Origin of the sequence: Sorangium sp. So ce394 (genome assembly GCF_051474665.1) — a bacterium.
Taxonomy (GTDB): Bacteria; Myxococcota_A; Polyangia; order Polyangiales; family Polyangiaceae; genus Sorangium; species Sorangium cellulosum_D.
The window spans coordinates 4100389-4116030 of sequence record NZ_CP150339.1 but is presented as its reverse complement, the minus strand read 5'-3'; the positions used below and the strand labels follow the sequence as shown (position 1 = coordinate 4116030).

The following is a 15642-nucleotide window of genomic DNA, read 5'->3' as shown; positions in this document are numbered from 1 at the left end:
CCGCCGTCAGCGGCGGCGGGCGCGGCGCGCGCTGCCGAGCGCGAGGAGGAGACCGTAGAGCGCGAGCGCGCGGGACGGGCCCGGCGCGCGCCCTGCCTCGCCGCCCACGGCGGTGACCGCGCAGTTGATGTTGATGTTGAAGCAGCAGCTGCATTCGTCTGAGGGCGCTCCTCCGCCGGCGTGATCCCCTCCCCCTGCCCCGCCTGCCGCCTCCCGGCCTCCGCCGGCGCCGCCGCCAGCTCCGCTCGCCGCGGCGCCGCCCTCCCCGGCAGCCCCCTCGCCCCCGGCTGCGGCCGTGCCGCCACCCCCCTCTCCTGCGCTGCCAGCGCCGCCGACGGCGCCCACGCCGCTCGCATCGCCCCCCTGCCCTGCGCCGCCGCCATCGCCTGCGCCACCGCTCGCTCCTGCGCCGCCCCCCTGCCCTGCGCCGCCGCCATCGCCTGCGCCACCGCTCGCTCCTGCGCCGCCCCCCTGCCCTGCGCCGCCGCCCTCGCCTGCGCCGCCGCCGCCGCTCGCTCCTGCGTCGCCCCCCTCCCCTGCGTCACCGCCCTCGCCTGCGCCGCCGCCCGCCGCGTCGCGCCCACCGCCGACATTGCCGCCGCCCGAGCCGCCACCGGCGCCCCCGCCGGAGGCGCCCGGATCCGAGGTCGGTAGATTGCGGCAGCCGAAGCGAGGGTGGCACTCGTCCGTGGTCGTTGGATCCCCATCGTCGCAGTCGAGGGGGATGTCGCTCACGCAAGCCCCCTGGAAGCACAGCTCGATGCCGTTGCAGACGTCGAAATCGTCGCAGAGGTCCCCGTCCGGCAGGGTCACGTCCGCCGGGCAGCGCCCTGCGCCGTCGCAGTACTCCCCGGGATCGCAGGGCGAGCTCGAAACGCGGCAGAGCAGCGTCGTGGGCTCGGCGGTGCACCGCGCCGAGCAGCAGTCCCCGTCGAGCCGGTTGCCGTCGTCGCACGACTCGCCCCGCCCGAGCACGCCGTCTCCGCAGATCGCGGGCCGCACCGTGAAGACCGTCGGATCGGCCGCGCCGGCGAACAGGGGCTCGTCGGTCAGCACGCTCGACTCGTTGACCCCATCCGAGTCGGCGTCGAAGAAGAGCTTCCCCTGGTTCCTCACGACGAGCCCCTCGGTGCGAGGCCGGAGCGTCGCTTCTATCGTGATGAACATCCACTCCCCGGGCGCGATGACGCCGTCCCAGCCGATCGTGTTGGTGGCGGGATCGGACGTGATCGCGCCCTCCTCCGCGACCGCGCCCTCGAGCAGGAGCTCCGGCGGGAGCACATCCACGAACTCGAACCCCGCGTTGTCGGGCTGCACGCGACCGCCCTTGTTGTTGATGAGCAGCGCATAGGAGACGTCGTCGCCGGCTTTGCGCTCGCTGAGCACGGTCAGGTAGGCGATCAGGCGCGTCGGCACGGAGACGTTCGTCTTCACCACGCCCTGGTTGTTCTCCGGCACGGGGTCGTGCTCGCGCGCGGTGACCTTCGCCGTGCTGTCGATCTCGAGGGCGACCGCGGGCGGCGTGAGCGCGGGCGCGGTCAGGGTGACCGCGATCGACGAGCTCTCCAGCGCCGCGAGCGACGCGCGCCGGCACACGAGCCCCTCGGTGGCCAACCTGCACGTCCAGTCGGCCCCGGAGGCGCCGACGAAGCTCGCCCCGGGCGGCAGGACGTACGTCACGACCACGTCGCTCGCGTCGCCCGGCCCCTGGTTGGAGACGCCGATCGTCGCGACGAACTGCGCGCCGGGCGACACGGGATCTGGCGCGTCGGTCAGCGTGAGCGCCAGATCCGCCCCGCAGGCCCCGGTCGCGACCGGCACCGCCGCGAGCACGACGTTGTCGATCGCGACGCCGCACGGCCCGGGGCGCCCGATATCCGTGCAGACGAGGGTATCGTCCTGCGTGTAGTCGAACCGGAGCTGGACGGTCCGCCCGACCAACCCCGCGCCAGGGAAGCGGATCGACACACGCTTGCTCCCGCCGGAGCTCCCCGACCAGACCGACTGATCGCCGAAGTATCCCGGGTCGTCCCTGGCGGGAAGGTGCTTGGGGAAATGGTGGCTCGCGCCCGTCAAGATCTGCTCGGCGAACGCCTCGGCCAGGACCGCGCGCGGCGCGGCGCCGGCCGTGAGGTCCTCCACGCGCAAGGTCAGCCCGTCGAACGCCTCGACGAGCCGTTGCGGATCGTCCTCCAGCTCGTAGGTGAGATCGAAGTCGAGCGTGACGTGCGATTCTCCGGAGCGCTCCGGGATCGTCACCGCGGGAGACACCAGCGCGACGTGCGACGTCGCCGGCTCCTCATCGTGAAATGCGGCGTTGTCGCCGGGCGTCAGCGTCTGCGCGACGATCCACGGCGACGCGGAGGCCGCTCCGCCCTCGCGCACCGACTGCCAGCCCGAGGGGAGCGCGGGCGGGCTCGCGTCGTCGAAATCCTCCTCGAGGAGGACCTCCGGGTCGCCCGGCACGCCCGTTTCGAGCTGGATGGGCAGCTCGATCGTGCCCTGTGCGGAGCTCACCGTGAGCGTCAGATCGATCGGCGCGCCAGGGGTGAAGTCCCGCGCCGTGGCGACGAGGAACGGCGCGTCGCTCGCGGCGACGCGGAGCGGCTCGATGTCGGGGTAGGTCGCGCTCGCCCGCGCGACCGTCACGGCGGGCGTCTCCGTCTCGAGCGTGGCCGTGATCCCGGAGACGGTGGTGCTGCCCGAGACGGGGTTCGCGACGTAGTTCTCGAGGTAGACGCCGACCTCGATGAGCTCCCCAGGATCGACGCGCTCGTTCGCGAGCGCGCCGCACGCCGTGTCCGCGATCCGGGTGCCCGCGGCGCGCAGCGGCGGGACGCGCGCGAACTCGTCGAGGGCGTCGAGGTGGACGTTCGGCGCGATCATGGAGGTCGACGTCGGCTGTCCCTCATCGAACCGCGGCTTTTCGGCCGTCATGCCGAAGACGCTGTAGAGCTCGCCGGCGAGCGCCACGCCGCCGATGCGATCGCCGAGGTTCGGCCGGGAGATGTCGTTGCCGTGGCCCGCGTGAAAGGGGTGGTCCGAGATCGGCGCAGGGGGGCTGAAGGAGGCGCCTTGATCGCTCGACGCGGTGTGCATGATCTCGGTCAGATCGCCCGTGCCGGCGACATCCTGGTCGTAGTAGACGACGTGCGCGGTGCCCGTCGTTCGGTCGACGGCGACGAAGGGGAAGAGCTGGGCCCGGTCGCGCCCAGGATCGCTGTTGAGGAGGACGGCGTCGCCGGCGGCGCACTCCTCTGTGAAGGAGCGCAGGGCGATGTCGCCCGTCCCCCGGTCGCCGCTCCGCGGATAGACCACGTAGACGCGGCCCGTGGCCTGGTCGACGTCGATCGACGGGGAGCTCCTCGCGTGGTCCACGCCGAGGACCTGGTCTTCCGGGGGGTAGCCGGCCGCGTCGAGGAGGACGAGCGGTTCCCAGGTGGCGCCGCCGTCGGTCGAGCGGCGGCATCCGATGTTGCGCAGCGAGGTCCCCGGCTCGATGGAGCGGAAGACGGCATAGACGATGGACTCTCGAGCGATGGCCCCGGGGAGGACGCGCGCGTTCGGCCCGTCGAGGTCACCGCCGGCCGGCGCCTGCGCGAGCACGGCCGCGGGCGACCAGGTCTGGCCGAGATCGTCGGAGTGGCTGTAGAGGATCCTGGGCGACGCGCCGCCGCGCTGGACCCAGGTGACGGACAGGCGCCCGGTCGCCGCGTCGACGTCGATGGAGGCCTGCTCGGCGCTCTCCCCCGCGACGAACGCGGGAGCGACCTCCACCGGCGCGGACCACGAGGTCCCGGCCGCGCTGCCGGGGCTCGAGCCGTGGATGCAGAGGCCCTGGACGCCGTCGGCGGGGCGAACGTAGGTGGAGGCGCTGATGAACACGTCGCGGCTCGGATCGTGGACGACGCGGGGGTCGCCGAGCACCTGTCCGCCTGGGGCCGAGGGCAGCCCGCGCTCGCCGCTCGGGTCGAGCACCTCGTCGAAGGACCTCCCCCGATCGGTGGAGCGCGCGACGCCGGACAGGCGGATCGGGCTCGCGAGCGCGCCGCGCGGATCGGTGTAGGTCACGACGAGGATGCTCGCGTCCGCGTTCGCGGCGATCGCCGCCTGGCTCTGGGGGCCGAGCGCGTCGGGCGCGTGCACGTCGCGGTCCTCGCCCGCGGCGATCGCGAGCCGAGCCGCGCCGGGCGCCGCCGGTTCGTCGCTGCCGCAACCCGCGCCGGCGGCGAGCAATCCCCCGCCGAGCCACCAAGCGATCCTGCGTCGCGCGCGCATAAGCACCTCCGAACGGAGATCGATGCCGCGAGCTCGCAGGACGTGCCGATTTCCCCCACATGGCACGGCCCGTCCAGCGAAGCGGCCCGATGCGCTGCGGTCGTTCTCGGGCAACGCCGACGCACGCCGCCCGTCGGCGGGGCCGATGCGCCCGGCGCGAAGGCCTGCCTCGACGCCCTTTCCTGTTCTTCCCGTGCGGCGAGCCGGGCGCGCCGGGCGTCGCGCGCGGAGCATGGCGCGCGCCCTCGGCCGCGGGCGGGCGCCTGGGGGTGGGCCGGATCAGGCGCTGCGCCGCGGGCCCCGGTCGCCGATCGGCGGCGGTGCGGGCGGCTCCGGGGGGCGGGCGGGGAGCACGAGGTCCGCGAGCCGTCGCGCCGCGGCGAACGCCACCTCCTCGTCCGGAGCGGGAGCGTCACCGAGGTTGGCGCGCCCGCTCAGCGCGAGCATCGCGATGCCGTGGAGGCCCGCGAAGAGCACGTGGGTGTCCTCCGCCGGCCGCGCGCTGCCGTAGCGGCGCAGGAGCTCGACGAAGCCGCTCCACAGCGGGCGCGCGAGCCGCAGGCGCCCCTCCTCGCGCAGGCGGGCGCGGTCGAAGCGGCGCTCGGCCATCAGCCAGTAGAGGTCCGGGTGGCGCAGCGCGAACTCGACATACGCGACGGCGAGCGACCGCGCGTCGGCGCCGGCGCGCGCCCGCGCCTCGAGGAGCCCCGCGAGTCGCCGCCAGCCGGCGCCGTCGACGCGGATGAGGAACCCGTCGAGCGAGCCGAAGTGGTGGTACAGCACCATCGTCGTCTGGCCGAGGAACGCGGCGATCTTGCGGGCGGTGAGATCGTCGCGCGCCAGCCGACCCTCGCAGAGCGCCTGGAACACGCGCTCCACCGGCTCATCGGCGTCCGTCACACCCATGCCCGCGATCCTGCCACGTCCGTGCTTCGCCCGTTGACGCGCGCAGCATAACACTGTTATGCCGGATGGATATGGGATTGCTTTGCGCTGAGGCGGCGGCTTCCGGGGCGCGCCGCGGGGGGCGCGCGCTCGCGGTGGGGCTCGCGCTCGCGGCGGGCGGGCTCTCGGGGGCGTGCACGTCGCGGCCGCCGGCGGCGGACGACGCGCCGGTGGGGCCGTACGAGGTGGTGGACGGGTGGCCGCGCGTCCCCGAGGGGATGGTGTTCGGGCCAGCGCTCGACGTGGCGGTGGACGGGCGCGGGCGCGTGCTGGTGAGCCATGCGGCCGGGCGCGCGTCGGGCAACGACGCGCCGATCGGGGAGGCGACCATCCTGGTCTTCGATCCGGAGACGGGGGAGCTGCTCGACGCGTGGGGTGAGGGGTTGTTCGTCTATCCGCACGGGATCGAGGTCGACCGGGATGGCTTCGTGTGGGTCACGGACTCCGAGCAGAACCGGGTGTTCAAGCTGACGGCGGAGGGGAAGGTGGTGATGACCCTCGGCGAGGTGCCGTGAAGAAGAGGAGCGGCGTGTGGCTCTTGGCGTCGCTCGCGGGGCTCGGGTGCGCGGCGAGCCCGGAGCAGCTCGATCGGCCGACGAACGTCGCCTTCGGCCTGGACGGCGACGTCTACGTGGCGGACGGCTACAACCACGCTCGCATCGCGCGCTTCTCCGCGGGCGGCGAGCTCCTGTCGGAGTGGGGGGAGAAGGGCTTCGGGCGGGGACAGTTCGATACGCCGCACGGGATCGCCACGGACGACGAGGGGCGGGTCTATGTGGCGGACCGGGAGAACGCGCGCGTGCAGGTCTTCAGCGCGGACGGCGGCTACCTCGCGCAGTGGAAGAGCGCCGCGCTGGGGCGGCCATGGGCGATCGCCTTCGGGCCCGATCGGCATGTCTACGTGGTCGACGGTGGCGACCAGGATCCGGAGCGGCCGCGGGGGCATGTGCTGCGGCTCAACCTCGGTGGGGAGATCGTGGACCGGTGGGGAACCTCGGGGGACGGCCCCGGGGAGATCGACTGGGGGCACGGGATCGCGGTGGGTCAGGACGGGAGCGTCTACGTGACGAGCCTGAGGGGTCGCGGCGTGCAGAAGTTCCGGAGGACGAAGTGAGGGGGCGAGGGCGGGCGCTCGCGCTCGCCGCGGTCGCGGCCGGCGCGCTGACCGCGGCGCCTGCCCGGGCGCAGGGCGTGGGCGACATGCCGATGCGGCCGGAGGACCGCGGGTATGTCGCGCTTTACGGCGTCTTTTCGGCCTCGCCGCAGGACGGCGAGCAGGCGACGGCGCACGTCGCCCCGCAGGTGGCGGCGGGCGCTCGCCTGAACGGGTGGCTGAGCGCGACCCTGGATGTGACCGCGGCCTGGACCACGTTCCAGGTGGAGGGCGAAGCGCGGCGCTCGTCGTTCCGGTTCGGGAATCCGTTCGTGACCCTGCAGGCGGCGCTGGTCGAGGGGCGAGGGCGATCGATCCATGCGGGGCTCGGGGCTGCGCCGCCGCTCACGACGTTCCCTGGGACGATCCCGGCGAACACGGAGGTCGAGTACAACTACGCGGTCGCGAGCGCGGCGCGCGGGTTCGCGGACCCCTGGATGTGGGCGCCGAACGCGATTCCGATCGCGCTCCTGCTCCGCAGCCGGGCGGAGCTCTTGGCGCGCGTGGTGCTCGGCGCCGAGCTGGATCCTGCGGTGCTCGTCTCGGTGAACTCCACTCCATCGCGGCTCGCGATCGTGGCCGCCGCGCACGCGGGCTTGCGGCTCGGGCCGGTGACGCCGGGGCTGCGGGTACAGATGCTCGCGCAGTCGGCGCCCCTCGCAGGGCGCAATTTCTCGCAGTGGTCGGCGGCGCTGTACGCGCACGCGGAGCTCGAGGCGGTCTTTGTGCGCGCGCAGGGCGTGGTCAACGTGGACGCGCCGTTCGGCCTCGCCGGGCAGCGAGGGGCCACCGTGTGGGGGGCGTCGCTGGGCGGCGGGATCCGCCTGTAGCGGAGAGCGCGAGGCGACGCGGCGCTCGTCACGGCGCGACGCGCGAGGCGCCGTCGCACCTCGCTTTCCTCCGCTGCGCTGCGCGCCGTCCGGCTCACGCGTCCCTGGGAGGGGTCACGGCCGGTCGAGATTCGAGGTCGCAGGCGCAGCTGCAGCGCCGTGGAGGCGGTGGCCTGGGCGGCGACGCAGCTGCGAGGCACCGCCGGCGGGCGGCTGAGGGGGGCCGAGAGACCAAGCCTGACAAGGAAAAACGTCGGGGCTGCACGTCGGTTGCTCGCAGCAACACGGGAGAGAGCTCATGACGACCGCATCAGGCGTCCGTCCGCCCATTCACCTGCTGGGCAACAACGCACCGGTCTCCGAGGAGGTGACCGTGGAGCCGCGCGAGGTGCTCGGAAAGCTCCCGAGCGAGCTGTTGGGCTGGTATGGTCGCAACGGGTCAAGCCGCGGACCGGACGGTCGCCCAATGCATTCGCCGGCGACGGGATGGCCCAGGCATTGCGGTCGAGGACGGCCAGGTCCGCTCGTACCGGAACCGGTATGTCCGGAGTCCGCTTTACGAGAACCCGGGCGTGACGCGCTTCGGTCGCAACCACGGTCGGATCGGTCGCGTGCGGCCGCAACCACGGGCGGCCGCAACCACGGGCGGCCGCAACCACGGTCGGTTAGGCGGTCGCGCGCCGGGGCGGTCGCAACCACGGTCCGTTGGTGGAGCGGGCCGAATCGCAACCACGGTCCGTTCGGGCGGGCGGCGATGGCCTCGGGGCGGTCGCAACCACGGTCGGTTAGGTCGCGGGCGGCCGAAACCACGGTCGGTTAGGCGGTCGCGCGCCGGGCGGTCGCAACCACGGTCCGTTGGTGGGGTGGAGCGGGCCGAATCGCAACCACGGTCCGTTCGGGCGCGGTCCGTTCGGGCGGGCGGCGATGGCCTCGAACCACGTTGAGATGAATCTGAGATGAATCTATGGATCTCGGATCTCTCGATCTTTGGATCCTCGAACAATGTAACACATTTCACATTTCGTCTCGATTTCAGATTTGTTAGACCAATCACACTTACCGATCGACGAGATCGTTGCTCCACTGGCGAGACGTGGCGGAGAGGGTGGCGGCCGCCACCCGCCGAGCGTCAACATCGTCCGAATCAGCCGCTTTCGCAGCGTGGCACGACTCTTGGTATGGCCCACGAACATGAGTCAACCCCGAGCGATCGTCCCTGGCGCTACCTACCTTCTCACGCGCCGGGTCCTGCGACGACACTTCCTCCTCCGACCCGATTCCGCCATCACACGACTCGTGGTCTATAGCCTGGCGGTCTCGGCACAACGCTATGGAGTCCTCGTGCACGCACTCTGTGTGATGTCCACCCATCTTCATCTTGTTGTCACAGATACGCGTGGCGAGCTTCCACGCTTCCTCCAGCGGTTCCACCGCATTGTCGCGCTCGGAGCAAAAATCCTGCGAGCCTGGGAAGGTCCAATATGGGACCATGAGGCAACGAGCGTAGTACACTTATCAACAAGGGATGCGTTGGTGGAGAAGATCGCCTACACACTTGCCAATCCGGCGATCGCCGGCCTCGTCGAGCATGCTCACGAATGGCCAGGCGCAAAAGTGCTCGTCCGCGAACTCGGCTGCGGCACACTGCGCGCCCGACGCCCTGAGATTTATTTCAATCCGAAGAACCCCGAATGGACCGAGGAAGCCACCGTACCAATCACACTTCCGCCCACGATCGCGGACAGCGACGCCGAGCGGTTTAGGCGCGAGGTCACAGTACAGATCGATCTGCACGAAAAGCAGGCTCGTGCCACCCTGAAGCAACAGGGACTTAGCTTCCTCGGGCGTGCACGAGCAGGCAAGATTTCCCCTTACAAACGCGCGACAACTATCGAACCGATCCGTGGCCTCAACCCAACTTTCGCGGTTGGGCGCGGACGAACAGATGCGCGAAACAATGCTATCGCCGCGATGTACGCCTTCCGCACCGCATATCGCAGATCACTTGAACGATGGCGCGCTGGTGTACGCGATACAATCTTCCCCATCGGGACATGGTGGATACGTGTGTTCCACGGGGTTAGCGTCGATCGCGGCGAGCTCGCCGAAGCATAGACAGGATGATCATACCTGAACATCAACGAGGAGGAAGCGTCGGTCACGGGTGCTCCCTCTCTCGTCGCACGACCATGAGCTGAAGCGTATCGACGTACTCTATGGATGAAGGACCGGCGCAACCACGGAGGACGCGCAACTGCGGCCGAGGAGGACCGGACTGCGCCTGTGCGCGCGATTGGATGGGACCGAGGACTGCACAATTTCGGTCGGGTCGGTCTGGTCGCAGTTGCGCAACCACGGTCGTGTCCGCGGTCTGGTCGCGGTTGCGCAACCACGGTCGTTTCCGCGTGCGCCGCCGCTCCGCCGCCGCAACCACGGTCCGCCGCCGCGGTCCGCCGCCGCCGCCGCCGCCGCAACCACGGTCAGGACCGCGCGGTCCGGGTCCGCTCGCGGTCGGGACCACGCGGTCCCGGGTCCGCTCGCGGTCGGGTCCGTGCTGGATCCGCAGGTGCGGTCGGGGTTCTCGCGGATGCGCTCAGGGTCGCGGAGCCGGTCCGGGGCGGTCCGGGGCTGCAGATAGCGCCCGGTCGGGTCGGATGGCGCCGCCCATGCTAGACCGCGCTGCGCCGATGCCCTCCGAGCGCTCCCTCCTCTCCCCCGCAAGCTCCCCACTCACCGCTACCCTCAGCGAGCTCTCAGGCGGCCTCGACGACACCGCCTCGAACGACACCTCCACCAGCGGCCCTCCCGCCTCCACGCCGGCCGACCACGAGCCGCTCCCGTCGTTCGACCTCCCCTCGGACCGCCGGATCGTCACCCCCCGCGATCTCGCCGCGGAGCTCGCCGCAGCGCCGCCTGGCACGTTCCACGTGACGGGCTCAGCCGGCTCGGCCGGCGCGCTCGTCATCCGTCGCCTCGTGGCAGCGGCCGCCGGCCGCCGCATCGTCGCCCTCACCCCTGACGTCGACAGCGCCCGCGCCCTGGCAGCAGACGCCTCGTTCCTGCTCGCCGACCGAAACGCCGACGACGCCGAGGCCACCGGCTCCACGGCCTCTGGTCGCGTCCTCCTCTACGTGCCCAACGAGGCCAGCCCCTACGCGGACGTCAACCCGGACCGCCGCGGCGCCCAGACCCGCCTCGCCACACTCTTCCACCTCGGCATGGACCTGCCGTGGTCGGTCCTCGTCTGCCCCGTCGCCGCGCTCGCCCGCAAGGTCGTTCCCAAGGACGAGGTCACCGATCACGCCGAGCTCGTCATCGCCGAGCAGGAGATGGATCGCGACGCGCTCTCCGCCCGCCTCGGCGCCGCTGGCTACGTGCGCAGCCCCCTCGTGGAGGACCCTGGCTCCTTCGCCGTGCGCGGTGCCCTCCTCGATGTCTGGGCGCCTTCGGCCGAGCTGCCAGTGCGCATCGATTTTTACGGCGACGTCATCGCTTCGATCAAGACCTTCAACCCCGACGATCAGCGCACGGTCGCCGACGTGAAGGAGGTCTGGCTGCCGCCGGCCCGCGAGGCGATCCTCACGCCAGGCAATGTCGAGCGCGCCCGCCAGCGCGTCCGTGCCGCGTGCGACGCCATCGACTTCCCCTCGACCAAGGCGCGCGCCCTGGTCGACGACGTTGCCAGCGGCCGTGCCTTCTTCGGGGCGGAGGGCTATTTGCCGGCGTACATCGACCTCGCCGCCTTCAGCTCGTACCTGCCCGGCGACGCGCTCGTCGTTCTCGAGGATCCGGCCTCCCTCACCGCCGCCCTGCGCGACGAGCTCGGTCGCGCCGCCGCCGACCGGAGCCACAAGGATCGCGAACCGCACTTCCCGCTCGGCGCCTTCTACGAGGACGAGGCGCACGTCGCGTCGTGGCTCGGGGACCGCACCGTGGTTGCGCTACATCGCACCGGGGTTGAGGGCGCTGTGGAAAGTCAGGACTCGCTGGAGCGCTTCGAGGTCGTCCCCGAGGATGCCCCCTCGATCGCCACGCGGGACCAGTCGGACCTCGAGCGTGCCATCAAGGCAGCCCGCGCTTCACGGGGCAAGCATGGCGCTCTGGACCCGCTCGTCCGTCGCGTCGTCGCATGGCAAGAAGCGGGCCTACGGGTGCTAATCGCCGCGCGCGCACAGACCCAGGTTGAGCGCCTGGTTGCGCTGCTCCGCCACCGAGACGTGCGGGTGAAGGCCAACCTCGGTCCGTTCGACCCGGCGTTCCTCGACGGCAGCAGCTCGATCGTCCCACGCGACACCGCCCTCGTCGTCACCGGCTCCCTTGCGCGTGGCGTCATCGCTCCGGCCGAGGGGCTAGCGCTGGTCACAGAAGAGGAAATCTTCGGAGCCCGGGCCCACCGCCGCGCCGCTCGCGCCTCCGCCTCCGCCACCAAGCCCGCGCAGGCCTTCCTTGAGGACCTCCGCAACCTGGGCGTCGGCGATTACGTCGTCCATGTAGAGCACGGCATCGGACGGTACCTCGGCCTCGTCCACAAGCAGGTCGGCGCAACCACGGTCGACCTCATCGCCGTCGAGTACGCCGGCGGCGACAAGCTCTACCTGCCGGTCTACCGCCTCAACCAGATCCAGAAATTCAGCGGCGGCGAAGGCGCCCCCAAGCTCGATCGGCTCGGCGGGCAGACCTTTGCCAAGACGAAGGCGCGCGTCGAGAAGAGCGTCCGTAAGATGGCCGACGAGCTCCTGCGCCTGTACGCCGAGCGCCGCGCGGCCACGGCCGAGCCCATTCCGTCTCCGGACGACGATTACCATGCCTTCGAAGCGACTTTCCCCTTCGACGAGACGCCCGACCAGGCGCGGGCCATCACCGAGGTTGCGGCCGACCTCGAGTCCGGCCGTCCCATGGACCGCCTCGTCTGCGGCGACGTCGGCTTCGGCAAGACCGAGGTTGCCATCCGCGCCGCCTTCCGCGCCGCCAACGCCGGCAGGCAGGTGGCCGTCCTCTGTCCAACCACGGTGCTCGCGCAGCAGCACTACCTCAGCTTCAAGTCCCGCATGGCCTCCTACCCCATCGAGGTCCGCGCCATGTCCCGCTTCCAGACCAAGCAGGAGCAGGACGAGGTCTCCCGCGGCCTCCGCGACGGCAGCGTCGACGTCGTCATCGGCACGCACCGCCTCCTCTCCAAGGACATCCACTTCAAGCGGCTCGGCCTGCTCGTCGTCGACGAGGAGCAGCGCTTCGGCGTCACCCACAAGGAGCGCATCAAGGCCCTCAAGACCAACGTCGACGTCCTCACGCTCTCGGCCACCCCCATCCCCCGCACCCTCCAGATGGCGGTCTCCGGCCTCCGCGACATGTCGATCATCACCACCCCCCCGGTCGACCGCCGCGCCATCCGCACCGTGGTTACCCGCCACGACGAGGCCGTCATCCGCGAGGCCGTCCTCCGCGAGCTCGGCCGCGGCGGCCAGGTCTTCTACGTCTACAACCGCGTCGAGGGCCTCTACGAGCGCGCCGCCCGCCTCGCCGAGCTCGTCCCGAGCGCCCGCATCTGCGTCGCGCACGGCCAGATGAGCGAGCAGAACCTCGAGCAGGCCATGCTCGACTTCGTCGAGGGGCGCTACGACGTCCTCTGCGCCACCGCCATCATCGAGAGCGGCCTCGACATCCCCCGCGCCAACACCATCCTCATCGACCGCGCCGACATGTTCGGCCTCTCGCAGCTCTACCAGCTGCGCGGCCGCGTCGGCCGCTCCAAGGAGCGGGCCTACTGCTACCTCATCGTCCCGCCCCCGAACGCCATGACCGACGAGGCCCGCGCCCGCATCGAGGCCCTCGAGCGCCACACCGAGCTCGGCTCCGGCTTCCAGATCGCCTCGCTCGACCTGGAGCTGCGCGGCGCCGGCGACCTCCTCGGCGCCGAGCAGAGCGGCACCGTCGCCCAGGTCGGCTTCGAGCTCTTCTGCCAGATGCTCGACGAGGCCGTCCACGAGCTCCGCGGCGAGCCCGTGGTCCACGACGTCGACACCGAGCTCTCCTTCGACGCCGATGCGCTCCTGCCAGAGGAGTACATCTCCGACGTAGGCGTACGCCTCTCCCTCTACAAGCGCTTCGCCAGCGCCGGCTCGGCCGAGGACGTGCAGGACCTCGCGGTCGAGATGGAGGATCGCTTCGGCCCGCCGCCGATCGAGGCGCGCCGGTTCGTGCACCTCATGCGGCTGAAGACCGAGCTGCGCCGGCTGAAGGCGCTCGCGTGCGAGGCGAGCGCCAAGGGGGTCACGCTGCACCTGCGCGAGGACACCCCGCTCGACCACGCCAAGGTGCTCCGGCTGGTCCAACCGAAGGGCTCGCCCTACCGGATCTCGCCCGACATGCGGCTCTCCCGTCGCCCCAGGGACGGCGAGGTCTTCACGAGCGGGCTGGAGGCGACCGACAAGCTCCTCAGCGAGCTCGCCAACTGCCTCAAGGACGGCGCCTGATCGCGCGCCCCGCGCGGCCTCCGGGGCTGCCCGGCATCCCCCGGTGAGCTCGCGGCGCGGGATTGACCACGATCCGGCCCCGCGGCGCGGAGGCGACGCCGCGCTCCGGCGGTGATACCGTTGCGCTACGGGAGGGAATGGATGACCGATCGCCGGGATCGCGAGCGGCTCGAGGCGCTCCAGCGGAGCACCATGACGAGCTGGTACAGCCCGTTCCAGCTGGCCCGCGCCGCGCTCGACCTGACCGTCTCCCGCCTGATCGGCGCGCGCGGCGATTTCCGGCTCATCGAGGCGATCGCGGGGCCGCAGCCGCCCTTCGACTATGCCGTCCGAAACGGCCTCACGCGCGACGAGATCTGGATCGACTACGTGGCGGACACGGGCGATGGCTTCAACCCCACCTACGCGATCGCGAGCCTGCTCGCCCGGCCGACGCTCTCGCTCGGCGGCCGGGAGACGCGGCGCGGAGACGTGCTGATCATGGGCGGGGACCAGGTGTATCCCTCGGCCACGCGGCAGGCGTACTGGACGCGCCTCGTCGAGCCCTACGCGGCCGCGCTCCCGAAGGCGGACGTGAAGGAGCCGCCTCACCTGTTCGCGATCCCGGGCAATCACGACTGGTACGACGGGCTGATGAGCTTCATGCGCCTCTTCGGCCAGAAGCGCACGCTCGGCGCGTGGAAGACGCTCCAGTCGCGGAGCTACTTCGCGCTGAGGCTCCCCAACGGCTTCTGGCTGCTCGGCGTGGACATCCAGCTGGAGTCCGACATCGATCAACCGCAGATCGAGTATTTCTGCAAGCTGGCGAGGCACGACATGCGCGACGGGGATCGCGTGGTCCTCTGCACCGCGGAGCCCGACTGGGTGAAGGGCGCCATCTACAACCCCGATCTCCAGAGCAACCTCGCCTTCTTCGAGAAGCAGCTCGCCGACGCGCGGCCCGGGATCGAGGTCGTCGCGCGCATCGCCGGAGATCTGCACCACTATCGACGCCACGAGTCCGCGGACGGCCGGCAAAACATCATCGCCGGCGGCGGCGGCGCGTTCCTCCACCCGACCCACGGCGAGCCGGTCGCCGTGGTCCGCTCCGGCGCGGGCGCGGACCAGCGCCCCTACACCCTGAAGGCGTCATTTCCGTCGGAGTCCGAGTCGCGCCGCCTCACCTGGCGCAACCTCTTGTTCGCCCGATACAACCTCGGCTTCTGGCCCGTCGCGGCGTTCGTCTACATGCTCTCTTCGCTGACGCTGCCCCGCCCCGGTCCGGGCGCCGTCGCGTGGGTCCTCGTCGTCCTGCTCGTGTTCATCGTCTTCACCGACACGCACAAGACCTGGTATCGCCGCCTCGCCGGCTCGCTCCACGCGCTCGCGCACCTCGGGGCCGCGCTGGGGCTCGCGTACGCCGGCGGCGCCCTGCTCGGCGTCGACGTCCGGAACCTCCAGTCGATGTGGAGCATCATCGGCGTGACGCTCTTCGTCGGCGTGACCGGCGCCGTGGTCGGGTCGACGCTGATGGGCATCTACCTCCTGATCTCGCTCAACGTGGCGCGTCGCCACGGCAACGAGGCGTTCTCGGCGCTCCAGATCGAGGACTACAAGAACTTCTTGCGGATTCACGTCCACCGAGAGGGGCTCACCATCTACCCCGTCGGCCTGCGGGATGTGCCGCGCGCGTGGAAAGTGGCCGAGGATCGCAGGCCCGGCGAGCCGCGCCTCGTCCCCGAAGGCGGCGCGCTCGCCCCGGAGCTCATCGAGGAGCCCGTCACGATCCCGATCGCGCCGCAGCATCGCCGGACCGACCGGTCCACCCCTGCCCCGGCGGACGCCGGGCTCCGCGAGTGCCCCGCCGGCGAGCCGCGGAGCCGCCCCTCTGCGGCCGGTTCCACGGTGAAGGACGGCGCCCCAGAGCCGTAGGATCGTTCCTGCGGGTTGAGGCAGTTCGCCTCAACCGGGACATTCTGCCGTC

The 15642-nt window shown here is 71.4% G+C and carries 8 protein-coding genes; 6 read left to right on the top strand and 2 right to left on the bottom strand.

Annotation, left to right across the window (positions count from 1 at the left end; all coding sequences use genetic code 11):
- Nucleotides 1–6 precede the first annotated feature (6 nt).
- Nucleotides 7–4278: a hypothetical protein gene (locus WMF33_RS15320; RefSeq protein ID WP_437337817.1), complete on the bottom strand. Its 4272-nt coding sequence runs from the start codon at nt 4276–4278 to the stop codon at nt 7–9.
- 279 nt (nt 4279–4557) lie between these two features.
- On the bottom strand, nt 4558–5184 hold the full coding sequence (locus WMF33_RS15315) for a TetR-like C-terminal domain-containing protein (RefSeq protein WP_437337816.1): 627 nt from the start codon (nt 5182–5184) through the stop codon (nt 4558–4560).
- Nucleotides 5185–5261: 77 nt separating this feature from the next.
- On the opposite strand from WMF33_RS15315, the gene WMF33_RS15310 reads away from it, so the two are divergent.
- The 6 genes from WMF33_RS15310 (at nt 5262) to WMF33_RS15285 (ending at nt 15590) form a co-directional block, all read left to right on the top strand.
- Complete coding sequence (locus WMF33_RS15310; RefSeq protein WP_437337815.1) at nt 5262–5738, top strand: hypothetical protein; 477 nt, start codon at nt 5262–5264, stop codon at nt 5736–5738.
- Entirely contained in the window at nt 5735–6337 is a 603-nt protein-coding gene (locus WMF33_RS15305) for a hypothetical protein (RefSeq protein ID WP_437337814.1), read from the top strand. Before WMF33_RS15310 ends, WMF33_RS15305 begins: the two co-directional genes overlap by 4 nt.
- On the top strand, nt 6334–7206 hold the full coding sequence (locus WMF33_RS15300) for a hypothetical protein (protein WP_437337813.1): 873 nt from the start codon (nt 6334–6336) through the stop codon (nt 7204–7206). The genes WMF33_RS15305 and WMF33_RS15300 overlap by 4 nt, the downstream gene beginning before the upstream one ends.
- Nucleotides 7207–8397: 1191 nt before the next feature.
- Nucleotides 8398–9321: a transposase gene (locus WMF33_RS15295; protein ID WP_437337812.1), complete on the top strand. Its 924-nt coding sequence runs from the start codon at nt 8398–8400 to the stop codon at nt 9319–9321.
- A 551-nt stretch (nt 9322–9872) separates the two neighbouring features.
- Entirely contained in the window at nt 9873–13679 is a 3807-nt protein-coding gene (mfd, locus tag WMF33_RS15290) for a transcription-repair coupling factor (protein ID WP_437337811.1), read from the top strand.
- Between the two features lie 141 nt (nt 13680–13820).
- Nucleotides 13821–15590, top strand: a complete 1770-nt coding sequence (locus WMF33_RS15285) for a metallophosphoesterase (RefSeq protein ID WP_437337810.1) — start codon at nt 13821–13823, stop codon at nt 15588–15590.
- Nucleotides 15591–15642 lie beyond the last annotated feature (52 nt).

Bases quoted from the DNA above. Each gene is read 5' to 3' on its own strand.
- WMF33_RS15285 (WP_437337810.1), top strand. From the start codon at position 13,821: ATGACCGATCGCCGGGATCGCGAGCGGCTCGAGGCGCTCCAGCGGAGC.
- mfd (WP_437337811.1), top strand. From the start codon at position 9,873: ATGCTAGACCGCGCTGCGCCGATGCCCTCCGAGCGCTCCCTCCTCTCC.
- WMF33_RS15295 (WP_437337812.1), top strand. From the start codon at position 8,398: ATGAGTCAACCCCGAGCGATCGTCCCTGGCGCTACCTACCTTCTCACG.
- WMF33_RS15320 (WP_437337817.1), bottom strand. From the start codon at position 4,278: ATGCGCGCGCGACGCAGGATCGCTTGGTGGCTCGGCGGGGGATTGCTC.
- WMF33_RS15315 (WP_437337816.1), bottom strand. From the start codon at position 5,184: ATGGGTGTGACGGACGCCGATGAGCCGGTGGAGCGCGTGTTCCAGGCG.